Genomic DNA, 24,175 nt, shown 5'->3' on the forward strand with positions numbered 1-24,175 from the left:
GATGAAGAAGCTGATCGTCACCGCACTGGCCGCCGCGCTCACGTTGACCGCTTGCAGTGGTTCGGACAGCGCTTCCTCGATGCTGCGCGTCGGCACGCTGAGCGACGCGCCGCCGAACATCTTCCTCAAGGACGGCACCTACACCGGCTTCGACAACGAACTGCTCAAGGACATCGCGGCCAAGCAGAACCTGAAGCTGGAGTTCGCCGCGACCGACTTCTCCGGACTGCTCGGGCAGGTCGCGTCCGGTCGCTACGACATCGCCAGCTCGGCGATCGCGCAGACCGACGAGCGCAAGAAGACGGTCGACTTCTCCGCGGCCTACGACTTCGAGACGATGAGCATCCAGGCCGAGCAGGGCACGCCGGTCACCGACGAGAAGGGCTTGGCGGGCAAGCGCGTCGCGGTCATCCAGGCGACCGTCGGCGACCACTGGCTGACCAGCACGGTCCCGGCCGCGCAAGCGGTCCGCTTCCCCGACTATGCCGCCGCGCTGACCGCGCTGAAGACCGGCGCCGTCGACGCGTACATCCTGGACCAGAGCATCGCCGAGAAGAACGTCACCGACAACCCGGACGCGAAGCTCGTCGTCGTGAAGAGTTTCGTCAGCGACGTGCCGCACGGCTTCGCGGTGAAGAAGGGCAACGCGGATCTGCTCGGCAAGATCAACGAGGGACTGAAGAAGTCGATCGCCGACGGTACCTGGCTCAAGCTGCACCGGCAGTTCCTGCCGACCGTGCCGGTGCCGCCCGGGTTCTCCGGGGGTGGGGCGTGAAGAAGACGCTGACCACCGCCCTCGCCGCGACGCTGCTGGCCGCCCTCACCGCGTGCGGCACTTCGGGCACCGCGTCGGACACCCTGCGCGTCGGCACGCTCAGCGACTCGAAACCCAACGCCTACCAGGAAAACGGCACCTTCACCGGGTTCGACAACGAGCTGCTCAAGGCCATCGCGGAGAAGGAGGGCCTGAAGCTCGAGTTCGTCGCGACCGACTTCTCCGCGCTGCTCGGCCAGGTCGCCAACGGCACCTTCGACATCGGCAGCTCGGCCATCGCGCAGACCGATGCCCGCAAGAAGACGGTCGGCTTCTCGGCGCCGTACAACTACCAGGCCCTCGGCATCGCGGCGAGGGAGACCGCCGGCATCACCGACGAGAACTCGTTGGCCGGCAAGCGGATCGGCGTCGTCCAGGGCACCGTGTCGGACGCCTGGCTGGGGTCGAACGCGCCTGCCGCGCAGGCCGTCCGGTTCCCGAACGACGCCGCCGCGCTGAGCGCGCTCAAGTCCGGCGCGGTCGACGGTGCCGTGTTCGACCAGGCCACCGCCGAGGACTACGCGAAGAACAACCAGGGGCTCGAGGTGGCCAAGTCGATCGTCACGACCATCCCGCACGGCTTCGCGGTCAAGAAGGGCGACGACGAACTGGCGACCAAGCTCAATGACGGCATCAAGAAGGTCGTCGCCGACGGGACGTGGCTGAAGGTGCACGACCGGTTCGAACCCACCGCCCCCGTTCCTGCCGACTTCAAGCCGGGGCAGTAGATGGACCAGTTCCTCGACACCTTCCTGAACTGGGAGTACATCTGGCAGGTCTTCCCGGACCTGCTCAAAACCGGCCTGCTCAACACGCTCATCCTCGCGCTGACGTCCGGACTGATCGGCATCGTGTTCGGCATGGTGCTGGCGGTGCTGGCTCTGTCCACCAAGCGCTGGCTGCGCTGGCCCGCGCGGATCTACACGGACATCTTCCGCGGCCTGCCGGCGATCCTGACGATCCTCGTGATCGGCCAGGGCCTCGGCACGCTCGCGCGGGACGTCGTCGGCACCAATCCCTACCCGCTCGGCATCCTGGCGCTGAGCTTGATCGCGGCCGCCTACATCGGCGAGATCTTCCGGTCCGGCATCCAGAGCGTCGACCACGGGCAGCTGGAGGCCAGCCGGGCCCTGGGGATGAGCTATGGCAAGGCGATGGCGCTGGTGGTCATCCCGCAGGGCGTGCGGCGCGTGCTGCCCGCGCTGGTGAACCAGTTCATCGCGCTGATCAAGGACTCCAGCCTGGTGTACTTCCTCGGCCTGCTCTCCGAGCAGCGCGAGCTGTTCCGCATCGGGCAGGACCTCGCGGCCAACACCGGCAACCTGTCACCGCTGGTCGCCGCCGGGTTCGTCTACCTGGTCATCACCGTGCCGCTGACGCACCTGGTGAACCACATCGACAAGAAGCTCCGGACCGGCCGCAAGGTGCGCGCCGCCGAACCGGACGAGCGTGATCCGGTCGAGCTCGGCGCCGGGGGGAGGGTCGGCACGTGGTGAGTTCGTCCAGTGTGGAGCTTCGGGACATCCACGTCCGCTTCGGCACCCTGGAAGTCCTGCGCGGCGTCGACCTGAAGGTCGAGAGCGGCCGGACGACGTGCGTGATCGGACCGTCCGGCTCCGGCAAGTCGACGCTCCTGCGGTGCGTGAACCGCCTGCAGGAACCCGACTCCGGCGACCTGCTGCTCGACGGCGAGTCCGTGGTCCGAGCCGACCCGGACGCACTGCGCCGGCGCGTCGGCATGGTGTTCCAGCACTTCAACCTCTTCGGTCACCGGAGCGTGCTGGACAACATCGTGCTGCCGCTGCGGAGCGTGAAGAAGCTGAGCAAGGAGGAAGCGTCGGCGATCGCCCGCGCACGCCTAGCCGACGTCGGTCTCGCGGACAAGGCGCCGTACCGGCCGAGCGCGCTTTCGGGTGGTCAGCAGCAGCGCGTCGCGATCGCCCGGGCGCTGGCGATGGACCCCGAGGTGATGCTCTTCGACGAGGCCACCAGCGCGCTCGACCCCGAGCTGGTCAAGGGCGTGCTCGACCTCATGGCCGGGCTCGCCTCGCGGGGTCTCACGCTGATCGTCGTCACGCACGAGATGGGCTTCGCCCGGAGCGTGGCCGACGAGGTCGCGTTCATGGACGCAGGCCGCATCGTCGAGCAGGGCCCACCGGCGCAGCTGTTCGACGACCCGCAGAGCCCCCGCCTCCAGCGCTTCCTGTCCCAGGTGCTCTAGGTCGCGCGTCTGAGGTTCGTTGACAGCGGCCCGGCCCTGCGCGCCAAGGTGGCATCGGGTGCATCGGACCCGGATCTGCCGAGGGTCGCGCCGGCTGGTCGGACGACATGAATGAGTCATTCATGTCGCCGGACGAGGTGAATGGGTCATTCACTGCATCGCGGCCGGGACTGCCCGGGATGGGCTCTCATGGCGCAGGTTCCCGCCGCCCCGAACGCCAAACACCCTGCAACGCGCGACACTAGCCGGTCGTGAGTGTTTAGGGCGGTTCTAACCGCCCTAAACACTCACGACGGGTGGGGGGCGTCCGGGTAGCCTGCGGGCATGGCGAGGATCGCGCGGCTGACGTACTACCCGGTCAAAGGCTGTGCCGGCACCTCGGTGCCGGCCGCGGAGGTCGGGCCGGCCGGGCTGGCGCACGACCGCGTCTTCCAGGTCGTCGCCCCGGACGGCGACTTCCGCAGCCAGCGGCGGTACCCGGTGCTGGCGTCGGTCCGGCCGCGAGTGCTCGGCGACCGGCTCGCGCTGTCGGCGCCGGGTTTCGACGACCTCGTCGTCGACGTCCGGCGCGACGGCCCGCGGCACCCGGGTTCGACGTTCTCCTGGCAGGGCAGCGGTGTCCACCAGGGCGAGGAAGCCGCGCAGTGGTTCTCGGACCTGCTCGGCCTGCCGTCCGTCCTGATCGGGGTCGCGCCGGACCACGAGCGCGTCACCGGCGGCGAGACGCCCGGCACGGCCGCGTTCGCCGACGGGCACGCGCTGCTCGTCGCCAGCGAGTCCTCTTTGGACGGTTTGAACGCGCGCATCCTCGAACGCGGCGGCGAGCCCGTGCCGATGGACCGCTTCCGGCCCAACGTGATCGTCTCCGGCTGGGCCGAGCCGCACACCGAGGACGAGGTCCGCGCGATGACCGCCGGCACCGCGAAGTTCAGCTACGCCAAGCAGTGCGTGCGCTGCACGGTCCCGATGGTCGACCAGGAGACGGGCGAGAAGGCCGGCCCCGAGCCCATCCGCACGCTCGCGGGCTACCGCCGGCACCCGGACGGCGGCGTGATCTTCGGGATGAAGGCCGCGGTGCTGCAGCCCGGTCAGGTGGCGGTCGGCGACGAGGTGATCGTGCACTCCTGGGCGGGCCCGAGCCCGAGCACGGCCGCGGCGGAACCGCCGTTGACGGCGACGGCGAGCCGTCCGGCGGAGTCGGTGTAGAGCACGCTCGCGCCGGCGGGCACGTCGGCGAAGGTCCGCCCGATCTCGGTGATCACCGCGACCCGCTCGCTGTGCACGGCAACCGGGCCGGACAACCCCGACAGCTCCAGGTCCGCCGGGGTCGCGGCGAGCTGGACGTTGCCGAAGTGGTCGACCGTCAGCACCTCCGACACCAGCTTCCCGGGGAACGCCGCCACGAACGGTTCCGGCAGCGCGACCAGGTCGTCGACGCGGTCGCCGAAGTCCGCCGGCGCGACTCCCAGGGCGAGGTGCGCCGCCGCGGGCGCGAAGACGTCCCGCCCGTGGAAGGTCGCCGACGTGACCGGCAGCCGCAGCGACGGCTCGGCCAGCTCGTACGCCGCCCGGACCCCGCCCAGCGCGTGCGCGGCCGGCAGCAGGACACCGTTGTCCGGCCCGACCAGCAGCCCGCCGTCGGCGACGACGACCACGCCGAGCCGGTCCGTGCCCACACCCGGGTCGACGACGGCGACGTGCACCGCTTCCGGCAGGAACGGCACGGTCTGGGCCAGCGCCATGGCCCCGTGCCGGACGTCCTGGGGCGGCACCTCGTGCGTCACGTCGAGCACCCGCACGGCGGGTGCCAGCCGCGCGATCACGCCGTGGCAGGCCGCCACGAAGCCGTCGCGCAGGCCGTAGTCGGTCGTCACCGAGATCCAGTCGTACGCCATGCCAGCATCATCCATGGTGGCGGAGCGTGCCCGTTAGGGTTCAGCGCGTGACCCCCCTCCCCGCGTGCCGGGAGCTCGTCCCCGGCAAGGTTCGTGACCTCTACGAAGTCGGCGACGACCTCCTCCTGCTCGTCGCCTCCGACCGCATTTCCGCCTTCGAACAGGTCTTCCCCACCCCCGTCCCGGACAAGGGCCACGTCCTCACCTCGATGAGCGTGTTCTGGTTCGCCGAACTGGCCGACGTCCTCCCGAACCACCTGGTGGCCTTCGACGGGCCCCGGATCCCGGAAGCGGTCCGTGGCCGCGCGCTGCTGGTCGAACGGCTCGACATGCTGCCGGTCGAGGCCGTCGTCCGCGGTCACCTCACCGGCCGCGGGTACGCCGACTACCGCCGGTCCGGCTCCGTGTGCGGGGTCGCGCTGCCGGCCGGGCTGCCCGAGTCGGCCCGGCTGCCCGAGCCGATCTTCACGCCGTCCACCAAGACCCGGCCCGGCGAACCCGACGTGAACATCGACTTCGAGGCGTTCGTGGACATCGTCGGCCGCAAGCTCGCCGAGGAGGTCCGGGAGGCGTCGCTGGAGCTGTACCGCCGCGGTGCCGCGCGGGCGGCCGAGCAGGGCCTGCTGCTGGCCGACACGAAGTTCGAGTTCGGCATCGGCAGGAACGGCGGGCTCGTGCTCGCGGACGAGCTGCTGACCCCGGATTCGGCGCGCTACTGGCTCGCGGGCGCCCACCGGCCTGGCCGTCAGCGGCGGTCGTTCGACAAGCAGCAGGTGCGTGACTGGCTGGTCGGCCCGGCATCCGGCTGGGACTGCGTCTCGGCGCTGCCGCCGTTGCCGCCCGAAGTGGTGGCCGCCACGCGCGCCCGCTACCTCGAGGCATGCCACCGCATCACCGGGCGTTCCCTGGCAGACTGGCTTCGTGATCCTGCTGATCTGCGGCAGCCTGCGAGCAGGCTCCGGCAATGCGGCGGTGCTGGGGACCGTGGCGACGCTCACCTCGAGCACGACCTACACCGGCCTCGGCGACCTGCCGCACTTCAACCCGGATGACGACCGCGACCCGCTGCACCCCGCCGTCGCGGAGCTGCGCGCGGCGATCAAGGCGGCCGACGCCGTCCTGATCTGCACGCCGGAGTACGCGGGCGGCCTGCCGGGTTCGTTCAAGAACCTCCTGGACTGGACGGTCGGCGGTGGCGAGATCTACGGCAAGCCGGTGGCGTGGATCAACGCGTCGTCGGTCGCCGCGCCGACCGGCGGCCGCGACGCCCACGACTCGCTCCGCAAGGTCTTGACGTACGCGGGCGCGAAGATCGTCGACGAGGCGTGCGCACGGATCCCGGTCTCGCGAGCGGACGTCGCCGACGGCCAGGTCGCCGACCCCGATCTGCGGGGCCGGATCGCGGTGGCGGCGCAGCGCCTGCGCGAAGGCGTCTGACCCTTCCGGCAACGGTCGCCCGCCCGTCCTGCGCAGTTCACGACGACGTCAGACGCGTCCGTCCCAATGGTGGCGTGGACGCTCGCTTGCTGGTTTCGCTGTCGGGAATCACCCCGCGCACGCTGCACCGGTGCGCCGACCTCGCGGCCGAGCTCGACCGCCGCCGGGTGCCGCTCTCGGTGCTGTACGCCGCCCGCACCGGCGGAGGCCCGGTGACGGAGTGGGTGCGCACGCGCGCCCGGGCCGGCGATTCCGTGCTGCTGCACGGGTACGACCACACCGTCACGCCCACGCACCGCACGGTGTACCTGGGCAAGAAGGCGGAGTTCGCGACCCTGCCGGCGCACGAGGCGCGGCTCCGGCTGATCGCGGCGAAGGCCGCGCTGGACAACGCCGGCCTGTCCGTCGACGGCTTCGCACCACCGCGCTGGATCGCCTCCCAGGGCACGCTGCAGGCGCTCGCGGAACACGGGTTCCGCCTGTGCGCGGACCTCGGCGCGGTCCGCGACCTCGTCACGGGTGAGGTGCGCCGGGCGCGCGTGAGCGAGTTCACGAGCCAGTCGCACCGCACGGAAACGGTGCGCTGTTTCGCACTGGTGCTGGCGGCGGCGCGCGCGGCCCGCCGGGGCGGGCTGGTCCGGCTGGGGGTGGACGCCACGGACCTCACCCGCCCCGGCCTCCGCCAAGCCTTGCTCGACGCCGTCGACGTGGCGTTGGAGAACCGCGCGTACGGCGCGACGTACGGTTCGCTGCGCACGGTGGCGGCCTAGAACTTCGCGGGTTCGGCCCGCTCCAGCACCTTGACCTCGGTGCCTTCGGGCGCGAGGTTGCCGAACAGGCCGTAGTGCATGGCCGGGTTGGCCAGCACGGCTTCGTGGATCGGCACGGCGACCCGCGGCGCGACGGCCCGCAGGTAGTCGACCGCCTCGCCGGCCTTGAGCCACGGCGCGCCCGTCGGCAGGCCCAGCACGTCGATCCGCTGCTCGGGGACGAAGAACGAGTCGCCGGGGTGGAAGAACGCGCCGTCGTCGAAGACGTAGCCGATGTTCGGGATCACCGGGATGTCGGCGTGGATGACGGCGTGCTCCCCGCCGACGGCCTTGATCGAGGTGTCCCCGACGGCGAAGGCGTCCCCCACGTTGGCGACGTCGAACGGCAGGCCCAGTTTTTCGATCTCGGGAGCCGAGCCGGGATCGACGATCAGCTTCGCGTCCGGGTTGGCTTCGAGGACCTTCGGCAGCCGGTCGACGTCCAGGTGGTCGAAGTGCTGGTGCGTGATCAGCACGGCGGACAGCTCCCGCTCACCCTCGAACCCGGTGGAGAACGCGCCGGGGTCGATCAGGATCCGCTCGGAGCCGGTCTCCAGCAGCAGGCAGGCGTGTCCGAAATGGACGATACGCATCGATGTTCTCCTTCACAGGTGGTCGATTCCAGCCTAGTCCGGGTTCGTCAGCCGGCGCCGGATGTCTTCGAGGTCGCCGGAGTGCACCCCGGCCTCGAGGAGGTACCGCTCGGCGTCGAATCCTTCGAGCGTGTCCCGGATGACGGCCGCGGTCGTCGTGTTCCGCTCCGCGAGGACGGCCGCGATGGCCGGTCCCTGGTCTTCGGTGCCCATCTCGGCGAACAGCGCTTTCACCGGCTCGGCGGACAGGGCGTAGTCCGCGGCGATCGCGTCGGGTCCGACGCCGGCGAGCGCCAGCAGCAGGAGCGCGACCAGTCCGGTCCGGTCCCGCCCGGCGCCGCAGTGGAACAGGACGCCGCCGGGGGCGGACCGGGCGATCGCCGCCATGACGGCGGCGCAGCGCTCGGCCTTCCGGTCGAGGAAGAGGCGGTAGTAGAGCGGGGTCCCGTTCAGCCGCTCGCGGTTGACGTGCCGCCAGAACTCGACGTCGTCGATGTCGTCGAGGGGAACCTCCACCCGCTCGATACCCGCCGGTGTGGCGACACCGGCCGCGGCGGCGAACCGCGCCGAGCCCGCCAGCGCCGTCGGGCTGTCCGCCGTCGGCCGGATCTCGTCGGCGTTGCGCAGGTCGATGACGGTCCGGACGCCGGACTCCCGCGCCTGGGCCCAGCCGGCGTCGGTCACGAACCGGAGGTCCGCCGCCCTGAAGAAGGCGCCACGGCGAGTCGTGCGACCCGCTCTGGTCGGCAGGCCGCCGAGGTCTCTGGTGTTGTGGAAGCCGTCCCAGGTCACCGCTCTGCTCATGCGTCACAGTTTGCCGGTGAGCAGCGCGTCGCCCAGCTCGGTCCGCCGGTACAGCACCCGATGACCACGACGTTCCGACGTCAGCAACCCCGCCGCGCGCAACGTCGTGAGGTGCGCCGAAACCGTCGCCGGTGCCAAGCCGTGGCGGCGGGCCAGTTCGGTCGTCGCCGCGGGGCGGTCGAGGGTGGCCAGCAGCAGCGCCCGCGTCCGGCCGAGGACCTCGACCAGGGGTTCCGGCGGCGCCGCGGCGGACGTCCACAGCGAAGCCACGCCCCGAGCCGGGTAGAGCAGCGAGACCTGCCACGGCGGCACCGTCACGACGCCGACGTCCGGCCACGCGAACACCGCCGGGATCAGCAGCAGCCCGCGCGAATCGATCTCCAGCCGTTCGCGTGCGCGGACGTCCACCAGGACCGAAGTGTCCGACAGCCGCACGCGCGGGTGCAGCCCGGCCAGCATCGAGGCGATCCCGCCGGATCCCAGCTGCCGCGTCCGGAACGCGATGTCCGCCGCCAGCAGCTCGCGCAGGCGGGGCCACTCCGGCGCCAGGAGCACGTTCCACACCGTCTCGAGCTGGTCGGCCAGCAGGTCGCGCGCGGAAGCCGGATCGTCCGGCAGCATCGTTAGGTCGGCGTCGACCATCGCCAGCTCCAGCGCGACCTGGTGCGGTGCGGTAGCCCGGACCGCGCGCAGCTGCGCCTCCGCCGTCGTCTCCGGGCCCACGGGCGGCGGGCTCAGGAACTCGGTGATGTAGTGCCGCGCGCTCAGGACCGCGGCCAGCTCGGGCACGTCGAGGGCGGGCGCGGCGGACGCCCACGGCAGGTTCGCCGGGTGCCCGCGGACGCCGAGCAGCGTCCGGACGGCACCCAGCACCTCCTCCAGTGGGGAGATCGCGAACCGGACGCGTTGCGCGCCGGCCGCGGTCAGAACCAGCTCGATCATCGGTGATTCGCCCTCACCCGAATCAGTGTGCCTCGATTTGGCCACGGACGAGCGTGTGCGCATGTCGTTGTTCACCCATCGCGCCTACTGGCGCTGGTCGGCGGGCGTCCAGTTCGCGCGGCTCCCGGCGACCATGGCGCCGCTCGCGTTCACCCTGCTGACCACCGCGACGACCGGTTCCTACCGGCTGGGCGGCGTGCTGATGTCGGTCTACGTTGCCGCCGAAATGCTCTGCGCGGTGCCGGTCGGGCGGCTGCTCGACCGCGTCGGCCCTTCGCGCGGGCTGCCGGTGCTGCTGCTCCTGACCGCCGCCGGGTTCGCCACCCTCGCGGCGGTCGCCGACGCGCCCGGTCCCGTTCTGGTCGCGGTCGTCCTGCTCCCCGGCATCGCGGGCGGGGCGCTGTCCGGCGGCTTTCGGACGCTCCTCGCCGACACCGTCGACGACGAGCTGCTGCCGCGCGCGATCTCCGTCGACGCGATGCTCCTCGAAGGCGTGCTCATCGGCGGACCGGCGCTGGTCGCACTGCTCGACCTGGCCGGCGCGGTCGTCCCGGTCGCCGCGATGGCCGTCGCCTGCGTGGTCGCCGCCGCGCTCGTCCCGCGCCGCGCGGGTGAGCGCGAACGGATGGAATCCGGGGACGAAGCCCCGGCCGCGCGAATCGTCACCTACCTGCCGTGGCTGTGCTGCGCGTTCACGGTCGGGCTGCTGCTGTCGACGATCGAGGTCGCGCCGCTGCCGCTGGTCCAGCGGCTCGGCGCGCCCGAGACGGCCGCGCCGGTCGTGATCGCGGTGCTGAGCGGGGCGAGCATCGCGGGCAGCGCGCTCTACGCATGGCGCGGCAAGACCGGCGACCCGCGGCTGTTCCTCGCCGGGTTCGTCGTCGGCGGGCTCGCGCTCGCCGCCGACCTCGGCTGGGCCGGGCTGTTCGGGTCGGTGGCCGTCATCGGGGCGTGCACGGGACCGCTGGTGGCCGCGACCTCGGTCAACCTGCAGCGCCTGTTGCCGAAGAACCGCAGGTCGGCGGGGTTCTCACTCTCGTTCACGGTGCAAGCGGCCGGCTTCGGGCTCGGCTCGCTGGCGGTGGGCGTGCTGCCGTTGTGGCTCGCACCGTTGTTCGGTGTCTTTGCCGCGGCGATCGCCGGTGGAATGCTGGTGGCGAAGCCCGCACGAGCTATTGGCACGATGTCAGTAACGTCGTAACCTGGGCTGACCCGCTACCTCCAGGGAGACGCCGATGACTGCCGTCCAGCCGAAGCCGACGTCGGTCGGCGAGACCTTCGACTCGCTCAGCCCGGCGACCGACGAGGTGGTCGGAACCTACCCCGTGCACACCGCCGAGGACGTCCAGGCGGCCGTCGCGCGAGCGCGTGTCGCGGCGAAGTGGTGGGAAGACCTGGGCTTCGCCGGGCGCGCCGAGCGGCTCCGCGGCTGGAAGGGCGTGCTGACGCGGCGGCTCCCGCAGCTGTGCCAGGTGGTCCGCGACGAGACCGGCAAGCCGATCGCGGACGCGCAGCTCGAGAGCGTCCTGGCCATCGAGCACATCGCGTGGGCGGGCAAGCACGCGAAGAAGATCCTCGGCAAGCAGAAGCGCTCGGCCGGGCTGCTGATGTCGAACCAGGCGGCGACCGTCGAGTACCAGCCGCTGGGCGTGGTCGGCGTGATCGGCCCGTGGAACTACCCGGTGTTCACCCCGCTCGGTTCCATCGCGTACGCGCTCGCGGCAGGCAACGCCGTGGTGTTCAAGCCCAGCGAGTACACGCCGGGCGTCGGGAAGTGGCTGGTCGACGCGTTCGCCGAGATCGTGCCGGAGCAGCCGGTGCTGCAGTTGGTCACGGGCTTCGGCGAGACGGGCGCGGCGCTGGTCGGCGCGGGCGTCGACAAGATCGCGTTCACCGGCTCGACGGCGACGGGCAAGCGGATCATGGCCGCGGCCGCGGAGACGCTCACGCCGGTGGTCATCGAGGCGGGCGGCAAGGACCCGGTGCTGGTCGACGCGGACGCCGACCTCGACGCGGCGGCCGACGCGACGGTCTGGGGCGCGTTCTCGAACTCCGGCCAGACCTGCATCGGCGTCGAGCGGGTGTACGTCCACGAGAAGGTCCACGACGAGTTCGTCGCGAAGGTCGTCGAGAAGTCGAAGGACGTGCGCGCGGGCTCGGACGAGGCGGCGCAGTACGGCCCGGTGACGATGCCCTCGCAGCTGGGGGTGATCAAGCGCCACATCCAGGACGCGCTGGCCCGCGGCGGCAAGGCGGTCCTCGGCGGCGAGGAAGCGGTCGGCGACCGGTACGCGCAGCCGACGGTGCTGGTCGACGTCCCGGAGGACTCCGAGGCGGTGACCGAGGAGACGTTCGGCCCGACGGTGACGATCGCGAAGGTCCGCGACATGGACGAAGCGGTCGAGAAGGCGAACAGCACGAAGTACGGCCTGGGCTCGACGGTGTTCTCGAAGTCCCGCGGCGTGGAACTGGCCGAGAAGCTGCGCACGGGCATGACGGCGATCAACGCACCGCTGTCGTTCGCGGGTATCGCGTCCCTGCCGTTCGGCGGCGTGGGCGACTCGGGCTTCGGCCGCATCCACGGCCCGGAGGGGCTGCGCGAGTTCGCCCGCACGAAGGCGATCGCCCGCCAGCGCTTCACGGCCCCGATGACGCTGACGTCGTTCAGCCGCAAGCCTTCGACGGACGCCTTGGTGGCGAAGCTGGTGACGATCCTGCACGGCAAGCGCTGAGGAGGGCCGGGGTTGTGGACAAGTCGCGTCCACAACCCCGGAACTGTCGGTGGCCCCCGATAAACTGGATACCGGGGGACGCGGCCCGCCTTCCCCTGGCGGGCCGATTCGCGAATGGCGGCAGCGCGGATGTCGTGAATGACTCATTCCTGTCGTCCGGCGACAGGAATGAGTCATTCACAACATCGTCATCGCGAGCACCGAGCCGGCCCGGCGTTCGCCTGCGTGAGCGCCCCAGCCCGGTGCGCCGCCTCAACGCCCCCGGATCAGATCCGCCGCCTTCTCCGCCACCATGATCGTCGGCGCGTTCGTGTTCCCCCGCGGCACCACGGGCATCACCGACGCGTCCACCACCCGCAGCCCCTCGACGCCGCGCACCCGCAGTTCAGGATCGACCACCGCCTGCTCACCGGTGCCCATCGAGCACGTCCCGACCGGGTGGTACAGCGTCTGCGTGTTCTCGCGGATGTGCTCGGCCAGCTCGGCGTCGGTCAGATCGTGCCGCGTGGGCAGGAACGGCTTGTCCAGGAAGCGCTTGAGCGGGCCGGCGCGACCGATCTCGATCAGCGCCCGCAGCCCGGCGACCATCTTGTCCATGTCCGCCGACTCCGCGTAGTACGCCGGGTCGATTTCCGGTTTCCACGAAGGGTTCGCCGACTTCAGCCGCAGCCGGCCGCGGCTCGCGACGTCCACCAGCGTCGCCGCCGACGTGAACCCGGGGACCGTCGGCTCGCGCATGCCGTTGTCGTAGAACAGCGTGGGCGCGACGTGGATCTGCATGTCCGGCGCGGGAAGCCCGTCCGTGGTCGGGAAGAACGCGCCCGCCTCGCCGATGTTCGACGCCAGCGGCCCGCGCTTCGTCAGCTGGTAGCGGACCAGCCCGCGCGGCGTGGCCGCGTCGACCAGGTCGGTGGTGCCGCGCGTGGACCAGATGATCCCGCACGCGGGGTGGTCGTGCAGGTTCTCGCCGACGCCGGGCAGCGCGGCGACGACGTCGATGCCGTGCTCGCGCAGGTGCTCGGCCGGGCCGACGCCGGAGAGCATCAGCAGCTGCGGCGAGTTGACCGCGCCGCCGCTCAGAATCACCTCGGCCGATGCCCGCGCGGTCCGCTCGACGCCGCTGTCCAAATAGGACACGCCGACCGCGCGCGTGCCCTCGAAGGCGACGCGGGACGCGGGCGCGTTCGTCTTCACCGTGAGGTTCGGCCGCTCGAGCGCCGGGCGCAGGTACGCGTCGGCGGTGGACCAGCGGCGGCCCTTCTTGCAGGTGACCTGGTAGACGCCGGCGCCCTCCTGGCTCTCGCCGTTGAAGTCGTCGGTGCGCTTGAGGCCCCACGCGATCGCCGAGTCGACCCAGGCGCTCGACAGTTCGTGGGTGAACCGGCGGTCCTCGACGTGCAGCGGGCCGTCGGTGCCGTGCAGCGGCCCGTCGAGCCGCTGGTTGCCCTCGGCGCGCTTGAAGTACGGGAGGACGTCGTCCCAGCCCCAGCCTTCGGCGCCGTGGGAATCGCGCCAGCCGTCGTAGTCGGCGCGGTTGCCGCGGATGTAGATCATCGCGTTGATCGACGAGCAGCCGCCGAGCATCTTGCCACGCGGCCAGTACGCGGATTTGCCGGTGTGCTTCTGCTCGACGGTCTCGTAGTTCCAGTCCCACCGGGTCTTGAACAGCGAGGGGAACGCGGCGGGGATGTGGATTTCGTCCGCGGTGTCCTCCGCGCCCGCTTCGAGCAGCAAGACCTGGGCCGACGGATCTTCGGTGAGCCGGTTCGCCAGCACGCACCCGGCGCTCCCGGCGCCGACGATCACGTAGTCGTAGGAGTCCACGGTGCCTCCACAGCTGTTGGCGCGATGTCAACGACTCATCATGGCGCAGCGGCGCGCCGTCGGCCAGTCTAGTTTTCCCGGCGGCCCCCGCGGCCTGCCGAACTGGGTGAACTATGCTCGCGGGGTACCCACGACCTGCGTGAATAAGGAGCAGCCTGCCGTGGCCCGAGTCGTCGTCGACGTCATGCCGAAGCCCGAAATCCTCGACCCGCAGGGACAGGCCGCGCTCGGCGCCGCCGGCCGTCTCGGCTTCACCGGGATCAAGGAGATCCGCCAGGGCAAGCACTTCGAGATCGAGGTCGACGACACGGTCGACGACGCGACGCTCGAGAAGATCGCCGAGGGCTTCCTCGCGAACCCGGTCATCGAGCAGTGGACCATCACGCGGGTGGACGCGTGAGCGCGCGCATCGGCGTCATCACCTTCCCCGGCACGCTCGACGACGGCGACGCGGCCCGCGCGGTCCGCTACGCCGACGCGGAAGCGGTGCCCCTGTGGCACGCGGACGAGAACCTGCACGACGTCGACGCGGTGGTCGTCCCGGGTGGCTTCTCGTACGGCGACTACCTGCGCGCCGGCGTGATCGCCCGGTTCGCGCCGGTGATGACGCCGGTGATCGAGGCCGCCCGCGCGGGCATGCCGGTGCTCGGCATCTGCAACGGCTTCCAGATCCTGTGCGAGGCGGGGCTGCTGCCCGGCGCGATGATCCGCAACCAGGGGCTGCACTTCATCTGCCGCGACCAGTGGCTGCGCGTCGAGAACACCGACACCGCGTGGACGACCCGGTACGAGCAGGGTGCCGAGATCCTCATCCCGATGAAGAACATCGACGGCTGCTACATGGCCGAGCAGTCCACTTTGGACGAGCTCGAGGCCGAGGGGCGCGTCGTGTTCCGGTACGTGGGCGGGAACCCGAACGGGTCGCGCAACGACATCGCGGGGATCCGCAGTGAGAACGGCCGGGTCGTGGGCCTGATGCCGCACCCGGAGCACGCGATCGACGCGCTGACCGGGCCGTCGGACGACGGGCTCGGCATGTTCTACAGCGCGGTGGACGCGCTGATCAAGGCCTGAGTTTCTCAGTCTGCCGCGGCTGGTCGTGAGTGTTTAGGGCGGTTAGAACCGCCCTAAACACTCACGACGTCAGCTCGCCGCAGCCACCAGGCGGGCGTAGGACCCGCCAGCGGAGAGCAGCTGATCGTGCGGGCCCAGCTCCGTGATCCGGCCGCCCTCGACCACCGCGACGCGGTCGGCCGCCGCCGCCGTGTGCAGGCGGTGGGCGATCGCGATCACCGTGCGACCCGCCAGCACGCTGTTCAGCGACCGCTCCAGGTCGCGGGCCGAGCCCGTGTCCAGCAGCGACGTCGCCTCGTCCAGCACCAGCGTGTGCGGGTCCGCCAGCACCACGCGGGCCAGCGCCAGCTGCTGCGCGATCGCAGCCGGCACCGGGTACTCGCCCGAACCCAGCTTCGTGTCGAGCCCGTCCGGCAGCGTCTCGGCCCACTCCGCCGCGCCCGCCGACGTCAGCGCCGCCAGCAGCTCGTCGTCCGTCCAGTCGCCGCCCGCCCGGCGGGCCGGCAGCGCCAGGTTCTGCCGCAGCGTGCCCGAGAACACGTGGTGCTCCTGGGTCAGCAGCAGGACCTCGCCGCGCAGGACGTCGTCGGCCAGCGACGAGACGTCCCGGCCGCCGATCCGGACCGAACCGGACGACGGTGCCGCGATGCCCGCCAGCAGCCGGCCGAGCGTCGACTTGCCGGCGCCGGACGGGCCGACGATCGCCAGCCGTTCGCCGCGGGGGACGCGCAGGTCGATGCCGTGCAGCACCTCGCGGTCGGCCGTGTACGCGAACCGGACGCCGTGCACGTCGATGTCGCGCCCGCGCGGCACCTCGGTCACCTTCGGCGACTCCTCGAGGGACACCGAGTGGACGCCCAGGATCCGGCGCGCCGCGGCCGCCGCGACCTGCAGGTCCTCCAGCCAGAACAGCGCTTCGTTGAGCGGGCCCGACATCGCCTGCACGTACAGCAGCATCGTGGTGATCTCGCCGAGCCCGGCCCAGCCGCGCGTGTACGCGAGCAGCCCGAGCGGCAGCATCACCGCCAGCGGCAGCACGTAGCTGATCTCCAGCGACGGCAGCCACCGCAGCTGCAGCGCCCGCATCCGCCGTTCGCCGAGGATGCTGCGGTCCAGCGCGTCGTACGCGGCGCCGACCCGCCGCTCGGTCAGCCCGAGCGCCTCGACCGTGCGCGCGCCTTCCGCCGTCTCGTGGACGCTGGTGGTCAGGTCCGCCCACCGGTCGAGCATCCACTGCATCACCGACGGGATCCGCCGCTGGTACCAGACGTTCACGCTCACCAGCAGCGGCACCGCGACCAGCAGGCCCAGCGAGAGCAGCGGCGACGTCAGCACCATCGCGACGACCGTGAACACCACGGTCACCGCCGCGATCAGGATCTCCGGCGCCGCGAACCGCGCCGCGTGGTCGATCCGGCCGAGGTCGGTGGTGGCGCGGCTGAGCAGGTCGCCGGTGCCGGCCGCCTCGACCGTGCCGAGCGGCAGCTGCAGCGCCGTCCCGACGAACTCCTCGCGCGTCTCGGCCAGCACCAGCTCGCCGAACACCGCGCCGCGCATCCGCGCGATCTTCCGCGCGATCGCCTGCAGCACGAGGATCCCGACGAACACCGCCGCCAGCACGTCGACGTGGCCCGTCGTCGTGCCGGCCGCGACGTCGTCGACCAGGGCGCCCAGCAGCTGCGGCCCGGCCAGCCCGATCAGCGTCGCCACGCACAGCGCGGCGAGCAGCAGCCCGAACTCGCGTTTGTGCGCCGCCGCCGTCTTCAGCGCCCAGCGCCGGACGTCCCGCCGGGACGCCGTGGGGAGCCGTTTCACACCGTCACCACCTTCGCCGTGAAAACCTCGTCGGCCACATGTGTCCACAGTGGACTCTGGCTGAACACCACCGTCGTCTTGCCGCGGCGCAGCGCCGCGACCCGCTCGGTGATGCGTGCCTCCGTGTGCGCGTCGACCGCCGACGTCGGCTCGTCCAGCACCAGCACGTCGGCGTCGACCGCCAGCGCGCGGGCCAGGTTCAGCCGCTGCCGCTGGCCGCCGGACACCTCGCGCCCGCGCTCGCCGATCACCTCGTCGACGCCGTCGGGCAGGGCCTCGACGATGTCGTCGGCGTCGGCCGCGTACAGCGCTTCGGTGATGCTGACGCCGCTCGGCCGCGCCGGCGCCAGCTGCTCGCGCAGCACGCCCGAGAACCAGATGTCCTGGTTGTGCGCGTAGACGACCCGGCGTCGCAGCTCCGCGAGCGCGACGTGGCCCGCCCGGACGCCGCCGACCAGCACCTCCTCACCCTCGGCCGGGTCGGCGAACCGCGCCAGCCGGTCGGCCACCGCTTCGCCGTCGGCGCCGAAGTCGACGACCGTCAGCCGCCCGGCCGCGACCCGCACGCCGGACTCGGTGTCGACCAGCTCCAGCGGTCCGCCGGGCAGCCGCACCGGCGTCTCCGGGTCCGCCAGCTTCGGGCGCAGCGCCAGCAGCGCCACCACCTTCCGCGCCGCGACCAGGCCCGACGTGATCGATCCGACCGCCTCCGTCGCCGCGGAGACCGGCCAGATGAGGAACGCCGAAATACCGTAGAACGCCACCAGCTGCCCGATGTCGATCGAACCCGCGACGGCCAGCCGCGCGCCCAGCCAGGTGATCACCACGGTGACCAGGCCGGGCAGCGCGATCTCGGCCGCGGCCAGCCACGCTTCGGCCCGGCCGACCTCGATGCCGGCCCGCCGCACCCGCTGGCTCGTCTCGCGGAAGCGGGTGAAGAACCGCCGCTCGCCGCCGATGCCCCGCAGGATCCGCAGGCCCGACACGATGTCCGCGCCGAGCGCGTTGACGTCACCGCGCTTCTCGCGCTGCTTCGCCTTGCGCTTCTGCAGCGGCGCCAGCAGCGGCCCGATGCCCAGCACCGCGACCGGCACGCCGACCAGCGCGACCACGCCGAGCAGCGGGGACGTCGAGATCAGCCACACCGCGACCACGACGAACGCCAGCAGCGAGCCGAACGCCCGGCCGGTCACCTCGACGGTGTTGCCGATGTGGTTGACGTCGGTCGTGGAGATCGCGACGAGGTTGCCGGTGGTCGTCTTCTCGCGCAGGCCGGCGCCGACGCGCGTGGTGTGCGCCGAGACGGCGCGCTGCGTCGAGCCCGCGCCGTGCAGCCACAGGCCGTAGTTGAGGAAGTGCAGCCAGGTCCCGGTGAGCGTCTGCACCACCCCGAGCAGGGCGGCGGCCAGCGCCCAGCGCCAGACGGCGGCGCCGTCGTGCGCGCTGACGGCGCCGATGCCCTGGCCGATCACCAGCGGCACCAGCGCACCCGGCAGTGCCCAGACGACGCCGAGCGCGGCGGCGCCCAGCACCGTGCCGAGCCGGGCCCGGAACACGGCGAGCAGGAAGCGGCTCGCGCTCGGCCGCGCGGGCAGCCGCAGCGGCGGAAAGGGATATGTGGCGGAAAGCACGATTCCCGACGGTAAGCCGCCGACCAGCGGAAGGCGACCGAATTTCCGGCCGGTGCGAGTTCGCCGCCGCCTCCCGCCCCGCCGCATCCACCCCGCCTCCCGCCTCCCGCCTCCCGCGCCGTCGCGTCCCGCCTCCCGCGTCCCGGCGCCAGACCCAAGCGCCCCAATGTGGCGTTCGGTGCGTCCCACGCACCGAACGCCACATTGGGTGCGTGGGACGCAACCAACGCCACATTGGGGCGCGGTGGCCACCCGCGATGTCGGCTCGGTCACACCGGTTCCGGGTCCGCCCGATTCGGCGGGCCCACCGTCCGGGGCGCCGGTACCCGGCACGTATCCTGGCGGCCGTGGCGAACCCTGACACGGACACCGTGACCAGCACCGTTGACACCACCGAGCGCGCCGGGGCGACCCCGGACCACACCCAGCCCTACCGCGAGCTCGGGCTCGCCGACGACGAGTACGCCCGCATCCGGGAAATCCTCGGCCGCCGGCCCACCGACGCCGAGCTGGCCATGTACTCGGTGATGTGGAGCGAGCACTGCTCCTACAAGTCCTCCAAGAAGCACCTGCGGTACTTCGGGGAGACCGCCACCGACGAGATGAAGGCCAAGATGCTGGCCGGCATCGGCGAGAACGCGGGCGTCGTCGACATCGGCGAGGGCTGGGCGGTCACCTTCAAGGTGGAGAGCCACAACCACCCGTCCTATGTGGAGCCGTACCAGGGCGCCGCGACCGGCGTCGGCGGCATCGTCCGCGACATCATGGCCATGGGCGCGCGCCCCCTCGCGGTCTCGGACGCGCTGCGCTTCGGCCCGGCCGACGCCCCCGACACCAAGCGCGTGCTGCCCGGCGTGGTCGCCGGCGTCGGCGGCTACGGCAACTGCCTCGGCCTGCCGAACATCGGCGGCGAGCTCGTGTTCGACCCGTCCTACTCCGGGAACCCGCTGGTCAACGCGCTCTGCGTCGGCGCGATGCGCGTCGAGGACCTGCACCTGGCGTTCGCGTCCGGCACCGGCAACAAGATCATCCTGTTCGGCGCGCGCACCGGCCTCGACGGCATCGGCGGCGTTTCCGTCCTGGCGAGTGACACCTTTTCGGGTGACGAGTCGGCGTCCGGCCGCAAGAAGCTGCCGAGTGTCCAGGTCGGCGACCCGTTCACCGAGAAGGTGCTCATCGAGTGCTGCCTCGAGCTGTTCGCGCAGAAGCTGGTTGTCGGCATCCAGGACCTCGGCGGCGCCGGGCTCTCCTGCGCGACGTCGGAGCTGGCCGCGGCCGGCGACGGCGGCATGCAGATCTACCTCGATCGCGTTCCGTTGCGCGCCAGCGGGATGACCCCCGCCGAAGTCCTCTCCAGCGAGTCGCAGGAGCGCATGTGCGCGGTCGTCTCGCCGGAGAACGTCGAGGCGTTCATGGCCGTCTGCCGCAAGTGGGACGTCATCGCCACCGACATCGGCGAGGTCACCGACGGCGAGCACCTGGTGATCACCTGGCACGACGAGGTCGTCGTCGACGTCCCGGCGCACACGGTCGCCCACCAGGGCCCGGTGTACGACCGGCCGATCGAGCGTCCGTCCACTCAGGACGCCCTGATCGCGGACACGTCGGCGAAGCTCCCGCGTCCGTCCACTTCGGACGCACTGCGCGCGGACGTCCTCAAGCTGATCTCCTCGCCGAACCAGGCGTCGAAGGAATGGGTGACGTCGCAGTACGACCGGTACGTGCGCGGGAACTCCGTGCTGGCGCAGCCGTCGGACTCGGGCATGATCCGGATCGACGAGTCGACCGGCCGCGGTGTCTCGGTGGCGACGGACTGCAACAGCAAGTTCGTCTACCTCGACCCGTACCGCGGCGCGCAGCTGGCGCTGGCGGAGGCGTACCGCAACGTGGCGACGGGCGGCGCGACGCCGGTGGCGGTGTCGGACTGCCTGAACTTCGGCGCCCCGACCGACCCGGGCGTGATGTGGCAGTTCGAGCAGGCCGTGCACGGCCTCGCGGACGGCTGCGTCGAGCTCGGCATCCCGGTCACCGGCGGCAACGTCAGCTTCTTCAACCAGACCGGCGACACGGCGATCCTGCCGACGCCGGTGATCGGCGTCCTCGGCGTGATCGACGACGTGACCCGCCGCATCCCGACGGGCATCGGCGCGGAGGCCGGCGAAACCCTGCTACTGCTGGGCGAAACGCACGACGAGCTGGACGGCTCGGCGTGGGCCCGCGAGCTCCACGGCCACCTCGGCGGCGTGCCCCCGCGCGTCGACCTCGCCCGCGAGAAGCTGCTGGGCGAGATCCTGGTGGCGGGCTCGCGCGACGGCATGATCTCGGCGGCGCACGACCTTTCGGACGGCGGGCTGATCCAGACGCTGGTCGAGACCGTCCTCATCGGACAGTGCGGCGCCCGGGTGTTCCTCGACGCCGACCAGGACCCGTTCGTCCAGCTGTTCTCCGAGTCGGCGGGCCGGGTGCTGGTGGCGGTCCCGCGCACGGAGGAGCTGCGGTTCACGGAGATGTGCACCGCGCGCGGCCTCCCGTGGCGCAAGACGGGCGTGGTGGACCCGGAGTCGGGAACGCTGGAGCTGCAGGGCATCACGGAGTTCCCGCTCGACGAGCTTCGCGAAGCTTGGGAGAAGACGCTCCCGGCCCTGTTCGACTGAGCCTGGGGACAGCTGACCGGAGGGCACCGAGAACTGTCGGTGCCCTCCGCCAGCGTGGAAAACGGGGGCTGCTCAGGGCAGTTCGGTCCCCGCGGGAAAGCGCGCCTGGGTGAAATCGGGCGGCGTCGCGAAGCCGACGTCGGTGAAGGTCACCTCGTCGTGCACCGTGAAGTCCCGGAATCCCGTCCCGGAGCCGAACTTCGTCCGCACGAACTCGACGGGCCCGTGGATCTCCGCGCCGGTGAAGAACGCTGAGCCTTCGAACGAGGTGTCCGTGAACGCGGCGCCGTTGACGATCGTCGTCCCCTGCGCGCCGAGCCGGCCGACGCGCCGGCCGGCGAGGGTGAACCGGTCGAGCCGGGCACCGGAGAGATCGAGCGTGTACGCCGGCGCGTCCGGGGTGCCGACGCGCGCCAGCAGCGACTGGATCACCTGCTGGGCCGTCCGCCGGACCTGTCCTTCCCGTTCGGCCACGGCGGGTTCGTCGACGGGATCGCCGAAGTCCCCGTGGGCGAACGGCAGCCGCAGGTAGGCGCACAGCACGTCGAGCACGGTTTGCGCGTAGACGTCAGGCCGCGTCCGGGCGAGCCCGGCGAGCGCGTGGATCGCCCCGACCCGGACCTGGTCGGCCTGGTGCCCGAGCAGTTCGACCGCCTTCGCGAACCGTTCGTCGGAGATCCGGCTGCGTTCGAGCTCGTGCCGGTCCTCTTCGGTGCGCCGGCGGCGGTCGTTGAGCCACAGCCCGTACAACGCCGCGACGGCGCCCCCGGCCAGCCCCGCCGTCTTGAGTGCGTCGCCCCGGTTGGTCGCGTGCTCGGCGAGCAGCCACACCAGGACACCGGCGAACACGACGGCGCTGAGCAGAAAAGCGGCGGCCAGCGGTGAGAAGCGTTTCACGAGCCCGCCTTCGAGACGATCCGCTCTTCGCCGTCGCGCAGTTCCTCACGCGTCCAGGCGGCCGGCAGCTGAACATCCTTTTCGGACCGGACGCGGGTGTTGTACAGCGAAACCGACTCCGGCAGCGCCGCGAACCGCAGATCGGTCTGCCCTTCGAACCGGGTGCGCCGCAGGTCGAGCGAATCCGTGGCCCGCACCCCGGCGAACACCGCGGCGTTCGCGAACACGGTGTCCTTGAACGTCGTCGGCCCGGCGAACGTCGTGTTCGTGAAGTCGGCAGCCTCGGCGAACCGCGTGCCGCTGAACCATGCGCGCCCTTCGAACCGCGTGCCCTTGCAGCGGAACATGCCGACCAGCCGGCCGGAGCCCGTGCCGGCGCCTGTGAAGTACGCCTTGCCCGTGACGACGGTGCCACTGAGGCTGGTGCTGCTGTACAGGTTTGCGTAGCGCAGCAAGAGGTCGTGGACGCGGCACCCGGAGAGGTCGAAGTACTCCAGTGTCGCGCCGGTCAGGTCGAGGTCGTACCCGGAGGCGCTTTCGTCCGCGGCCGCCGGCAGGAGGCCGACCACCAGCCGCTGTGCGGTCAACCGGACCTGCAGTTCGCGCTCGTCCTCGGCCGGCCCGACCACAGCGGCGCGGTCGTGCCGGTCGAGATCGTCCCGGTACCGCGGGTGCTCGAACGGCCGCCGCAGGTACGAGCACAGCACGTCCAGCACCGTCTGCGTGTACTCCGGCCGGCTGCGCGCGAGCCCCGCCAGCGCGTGCAGCGCCCCCACGCGCACCTGGTCGGCCGCGTGCCCGAGCAGTTCGACGGCCTTCGCGAACCGCTCGTCGGCCACCCGTTCGCGGTCCTGCTCCGCGCGCCGCGACTCGAGCTCGTGCCGCTGCCGCTCGATGTCCTGGCGGCGTTCCTCGACCCGGCGGCGCCGGTCGTTCAGCCACAGCGCGTACAGCGCCACGATCGCGCCGCCGGCGAGGCCGCCGGTCTTCAGCGCGTCACTGCGGCTGGTGGCGGGGTCGGCCAGCAGCCAGCCGCCGACCCCCACCAGCAGCACCACCGAAGCGAAGAACGTCCACGCCAGCGGTGATCGCCACAGCTTCACCGGGTCAGGACACCAGCATCGTGCTGACGCAGAAGCCCTTGTCGTCGAAGTTCGTCGCGCTCAGCGTGCCCTTGACGTTCTTGCCCGCGGACGTCCCGGTGACCTGGCCCTCGACGAGGAACTCGTCGTCCGGCACCTCGCCGAGCGTCAGCTGCAGCGGCGGCTTGAGGAACGTCTTGAGCCACGAGTCGAGCAGGTCCTTCGAGTCCGAGCAGCCCAGCGCGAGCGCGCCCGCGTTGTCGCCCGCGTTCAGCTTGTCGATGAAGCCCTGCAGCACCTGCTTCGCGTCCGCGCCACCGCCCGACGACGGCTTGCTGGTCGACGTCGGGGCCTTCTTCGTGGTCGACTTCGGCGTCGACGGCTTGGCCGACGTGCTCGACGACGGCGGCGCCGCGACGTTGTTGTCGTCCTTCGACAGGAAGAAGCCGGGCGCGACGAAGCCGGTGATCCCCACGGCGGCGAGCAGGACGACCACGGCGCCGATGGCGATCCACAACCCGGTCTTGCTCTGCTTCGGCGGCGCCGGCGGCCCGCCGAAGCCCTGGCCGTAGCCCCCGGACTGGTCCCAGCCGGACATCTGGCCGCCCTGGTTCGGGTCCCAGGCCTGCTGGCCGTACTGCTGCGCGTTCGGGTCCGCCCACGCCGACTGCTGCTGCGCGTTCGGGTCGCCCCAAGCTTGCTGCTGCTGGGCGTTCGGGTCACCCCACTGCGGCTGCTGGCTCGCCGGGAACCCGCCCGACGGGTAGCCCTGCTGTTGCTGGCTCGGGTCCCAGCCCTGCGGGTACTGCTGCGTCGGGTACGGCTGTTGCTGCTGGTTGGGGTCCCACCCGCCTTGCTGCGGGTACGGCTGCTGGAAGCCACCGGACTGGGGCTGCTGGCCGTACGGGTCGGGCTGGCCGGGCTGGCCCGGCTGAGGCGGGTACGTCATCT

At 71.7% G+C, this 24,175-nt stretch carries 23 protein-coding genes; 13 read left to right on the plus strand and 10 right to left on the minus strand.

The window, feature by feature from the left end; genetic code table 11:
* The first annotated feature begins 1 nt into the window (after position 1).
* The 5 genes from QRX60_RS13180 to QRX60_RS13200 all read left to right on the plus strand — a co-directional run bounded on the left by QRX60_RS13180 (position 2) and on the right by QRX60_RS13200 (position 4,241).
* Positions 2-775, plus strand: coding sequence for an ABC transporter substrate-binding protein (locus tag QRX60_RS13180; protein WP_286001065.1), 774 nt, complete (start codon positions 2-4; stop codon positions 773-775).
* A complete protein-coding gene (locus QRX60_RS13185) occupies positions 772-1,542 on the plus strand; it encodes an ABC transporter substrate-binding protein (protein ID WP_286001066.1) in 771 nt (256 codons plus the stop codon). The genes QRX60_RS13180 and QRX60_RS13185 overlap by 4 nt, the downstream gene beginning before the upstream one ends.
* Complete coding sequence (locus tag QRX60_RS13190) at positions 1,543-2,310, plus strand: amino acid ABC transporter permease (protein ID WP_286001067.1); 768 nt, start codon at positions 1,543-1,545, stop codon at positions 2,308-2,310.
* Positions 2,307-3,035 (plus strand): amino acid ABC transporter ATP-binding protein, encoded by a 729-nt coding sequence (locus QRX60_RS13195; protein ID WP_286001068.1) that lies wholly within the window; start codon positions 2,307-2,309, stop codon positions 3,033-3,035. The genes QRX60_RS13190 and QRX60_RS13195 overlap by 4 nt, the downstream gene beginning before the upstream one ends.
* Before the next feature lie 324 nt (positions 3,036-3,359).
* Positions 3,360-4,241, plus strand: coding sequence for an MOSC domain-containing protein (locus tag QRX60_RS13200; RefSeq protein WP_286001069.1), 882 nt, complete (start codon positions 3,360-3,362; stop codon positions 4,239-4,241).
* Here the strand turns inward: QRX60_RS13200 and QRX60_RS13205 are convergent.
* The gene (locus tag QRX60_RS13205; RefSeq protein WP_286001070.1) at positions 4,124-4,930 is read right to left on the minus strand and encodes an SAM hydrolase/SAM-dependent halogenase family protein; all 807 of its coding nucleotides are present in this window, start codon (positions 4,928-4,930) and stop codon (positions 4,124-4,126) included. The genes QRX60_RS13200 and QRX60_RS13205 overlap by 118 nt on opposite strands.
* Before the next feature lie 47 nt (positions 4,931-4,977).
* Here QRX60_RS13205 and QRX60_RS13210 point away from each other — a divergent pair, with 47 nt between their 5' ends.
* The 3 genes from QRX60_RS13210 (at position 4,978) to QRX60_RS13220 (ending at position 7,137) form a co-directional block, all read left to right on the plus strand.
* A complete protein-coding gene (locus QRX60_RS13210) occupies positions 4,978-5,982 on the plus strand; it encodes a phosphoribosylaminoimidazolesuccinocarboxamide synthase (protein ID WP_286001071.1) in 1,005 nt (334 codons plus the stop codon).
* The gene (locus QRX60_RS13215) at positions 5,903-6,367 is read left to right on the plus strand and encodes an NADPH-dependent FMN reductase (RefSeq protein ID WP_286001072.1); all 465 of its coding nucleotides are present in this window, start codon (positions 5,903-5,905) and stop codon (positions 6,365-6,367) included. Before QRX60_RS13210 ends, QRX60_RS13215 begins: the two co-directional genes overlap by 80 nt.
* 74 nt (positions 6,368-6,441) lie before the next feature.
* On the plus strand, positions 6,442-7,137 hold the full coding sequence (locus tag QRX60_RS13220; RefSeq protein WP_286001073.1) for a DUF2334 domain-containing protein: 696 nt from the start codon (positions 6,442-6,444) through the stop codon (positions 7,135-7,137).
* On the opposite strand, the gene QRX60_RS13225 is transcribed toward QRX60_RS13220, so the two are convergent.
* Genes QRX60_RS13225 through QRX60_RS13235 form a run of 3 tightly spaced genes read right to left on the minus strand, consistent with a single transcriptional unit; the run spans position 7,134 to position 9,515 of the window.
* The gene (locus QRX60_RS13225; RefSeq protein ID WP_286001074.1) at positions 7,134-7,769 is read right to left on the minus strand and encodes an MBL fold metallo-hydrolase; all 636 of its coding nucleotides are present in this window, start codon (positions 7,767-7,769) and stop codon (positions 7,134-7,136) included. The two genes, QRX60_RS13220 and QRX60_RS13225, sit on opposite strands and share 4 nt — an antisense overlap.
* 33 nt (positions 7,770-7,802) lie before the next feature.
* Positions 7,803-8,573 (minus strand): tyrosine-protein phosphatase, encoded by a 771-nt coding sequence (locus QRX60_RS13230; protein ID WP_286001075.1) that lies wholly within the window; start codon positions 8,571-8,573, stop codon positions 7,803-7,805.
* A 3-nt stretch (positions 8,574-8,576) separates the two neighbouring features.
* Positions 8,577-9,515 carry an ArsR/SmtB family transcription factor gene (locus QRX60_RS13235; RefSeq protein WP_286001076.1) on the minus strand — a complete coding sequence of 313 codons (939 nt, stop codon included), beginning with the start codon at positions 9,513-9,515 and terminating at the stop codon, positions 8,577-8,579.
* Positions 9,516-9,576: 61 nt separating this feature from the next.
* Here QRX60_RS13235 and QRX60_RS13240 point away from each other — a divergent pair, with 61 nt between their 5' ends.
* Together QRX60_RS13240 and QRX60_RS13245 are read left to right on the plus strand one after the other, a co-directional pair.
* On the plus strand, positions 9,577-10,716 hold the full coding sequence (locus tag QRX60_RS13240) for an MFS transporter (RefSeq protein WP_286001077.1): 1,140 nt from the start codon (positions 9,577-9,579) through the stop codon (positions 10,714-10,716).
* 34 nt (positions 10,717-10,750) lie between these two features.
* Positions 10,751-12,247, plus strand: coding sequence for an aldehyde dehydrogenase family protein (locus QRX60_RS13245; protein ID WP_286001078.1), 1,497 nt, complete (start codon positions 10,751-10,753; stop codon positions 12,245-12,247).
* A gap of 252 nt (positions 12,248-12,499) precedes the next feature.
* Here the strand turns inward: QRX60_RS13245 and QRX60_RS13250 are convergent, their stop codons facing one another.
* A complete protein-coding gene (locus QRX60_RS13250) occupies positions 12,500-14,071 on the minus strand; it encodes a GMC family oxidoreductase (RefSeq protein WP_286001079.1) in 1,572 nt (523 codons plus the stop codon).
* Positions 14,072-14,231: 160 nt separating this feature from the next.
* Between QRX60_RS13250 and purS the strand changes: the two genes are divergently transcribed.
* Both purS and purQ read left to right on the plus strand, forming a co-directional pair.
* Positions 14,232-14,471, plus strand: coding sequence for a phosphoribosylformylglycinamidine synthase subunit PurS (gene purS / locus QRX60_RS13255; protein WP_086675945.1), 240 nt, complete (start codon positions 14,232-14,234; stop codon positions 14,469-14,471).
* The gene (gene purQ / locus QRX60_RS13260) at positions 14,468-15,145 is read left to right on the plus strand and encodes a phosphoribosylformylglycinamidine synthase subunit PurQ (protein WP_286001080.1); all 678 of its coding nucleotides are present in this window, start codon (positions 14,468-14,470) and stop codon (positions 15,143-15,145) included. The genes purS and purQ overlap by 4 nt, the downstream gene beginning before the upstream one ends.
* A gap of 69 nt (positions 15,146-15,214) precedes the next feature.
* On the opposite strand, the gene QRX60_RS13265 is transcribed toward purQ, so the two are convergent.
* Both QRX60_RS13265 and QRX60_RS13270 read right to left on the minus strand, forming a co-directional pair.
* Positions 15,215-16,960, minus strand: coding sequence for an ABC transporter ATP-binding protein (locus tag QRX60_RS13265; RefSeq protein WP_286001081.1), 1,746 nt, complete (start codon positions 16,958-16,960; stop codon positions 15,215-15,217).
* Entirely contained in the window at positions 16,957-18,591 is a 1,635-nt protein-coding gene (locus tag QRX60_RS13270; RefSeq protein WP_286001082.1) for an ABC transporter ATP-binding protein, read from the minus strand. Before QRX60_RS13270 ends, QRX60_RS13265 begins: the two co-directional genes overlap by 4 nt.
* A 347-nt stretch (positions 18,592-18,938) precedes the next feature.
* Here QRX60_RS13270 and purL point away from each other — a divergent pair, with 347 nt between their 5' ends.
* Positions 18,939-21,245, plus strand: coding sequence for a phosphoribosylformylglycinamidine synthase subunit PurL (gene purL, locus QRX60_RS13275; protein WP_286001083.1), 2,307 nt, complete (start codon positions 18,939-18,941; stop codon positions 21,243-21,245).
* A 72-nt stretch (positions 21,246-21,317) separates the two neighbouring features.
* Here the strand turns inward: purL and QRX60_RS13280 are convergent, their stop codons facing one another.
* Genes QRX60_RS13280 through QRX60_RS13290 form a run of 3 tightly spaced genes read right to left on the minus strand, consistent with a single transcriptional unit; the run spans position 21,318 to position 24,173 of the window.
* Positions 21,318-22,142, minus strand: coding sequence for a pentapeptide repeat-containing protein (locus QRX60_RS13280; protein WP_286001084.1), 825 nt, complete (start codon positions 22,140-22,142; stop codon positions 21,318-21,320).
* The gene (locus QRX60_RS13285) at positions 22,139-23,245 is read right to left on the minus strand and encodes a pentapeptide repeat-containing protein (RefSeq protein ID WP_286001085.1); all 1,107 of its coding nucleotides are present in this window, start codon (positions 23,243-23,245) and stop codon (positions 22,139-22,141) included. The genes QRX60_RS13280 and QRX60_RS13285 overlap by 4 nt, the downstream gene beginning before the upstream one ends.
* Before the next feature lie 4 nt (positions 23,246-23,249).
* Entirely contained in the window at positions 23,250-24,173 is a 924-nt protein-coding gene (locus QRX60_RS13290) for a hypothetical protein (RefSeq protein WP_286001086.1), read from the minus strand.
* Positions 24,174-24,175: the final 2 nt, after the last annotated feature.

It is taken from the genome of Amycolatopsis mongoliensis (assembly GCF_030285665.1).
GTDB classification, from domain to species: domain Bacteria; phylum Actinomycetota; class Actinomycetes; order Mycobacteriales; family Pseudonocardiaceae; genus Amycolatopsis; species Amycolatopsis mongoliensis.

What these genes read in the sequence shown, in the direction of transcription:
- QRX60_RS13180 (WP_286001065.1), top strand. Translation starts at nt 2, where the DNA reads ATGAAGAAGCTGATCGTCACCGCACTGGCCGCCGCGCTCACGTTGACC.
- QRX60_RS13190 (WP_286001067.1), top strand. Translation starts at nt 1,543, where the DNA reads ATGGACCAGTTCCTCGACACCTTCCTGAACTGGGAGTACATCTGGCAG.
- QRX60_RS13200 (WP_286001069.1), top strand. Translation starts at nt 3,360, where the DNA reads ATGGCGAGGATCGCGCGGCTGACGTACTACCCGGTCAAAGGCTGTGCC.
- QRX60_RS13205 (WP_286001070.1), bottom strand. Translation starts at nt 4,930, where the DNA reads ATGGCGTACGACTGGATCTCGGTGACGACCGACTACGGCCTGCGCGAC.
- QRX60_RS13225 (WP_286001074.1), bottom strand. Translation starts at nt 7,769, where the DNA reads ATGCGTATCGTCCATTTCGGACACGCCTGCCTGCTGCTGGAGACCGGC.
- QRX60_RS13230 (WP_286001075.1), bottom strand. Translation starts at nt 8,573, where the DNA reads ATGAGCAGAGCGGTGACCTGGGACGGCTTCCACAACACCAGAGACCTC.
- QRX60_RS13235 (WP_286001076.1), bottom strand. Translation starts at nt 9,515, where the DNA reads ATGATCGAGCTGGTTCTGACCGCGGCCGGCGCGCAACGCGTCCGGTTC.
- QRX60_RS13240 (WP_286001077.1), top strand. Translation starts at nt 9,577, where the DNA reads ATGTCGTTGTTCACCCATCGCGCCTACTGGCGCTGGTCGGCGGGCGTC.
- QRX60_RS13245 (WP_286001078.1), top strand. Translation starts at nt 10,751, where the DNA reads ATGACTGCCGTCCAGCCGAAGCCGACGTCGGTCGGCGAGACCTTCGAC.
- QRX60_RS13290 (WP_286001086.1), bottom strand. Translation starts at nt 24,173, where the DNA reads ATGACGTACCCGCCTCAGCCGGGCCAGCCCGGCCAGCCCGACCCGTAC.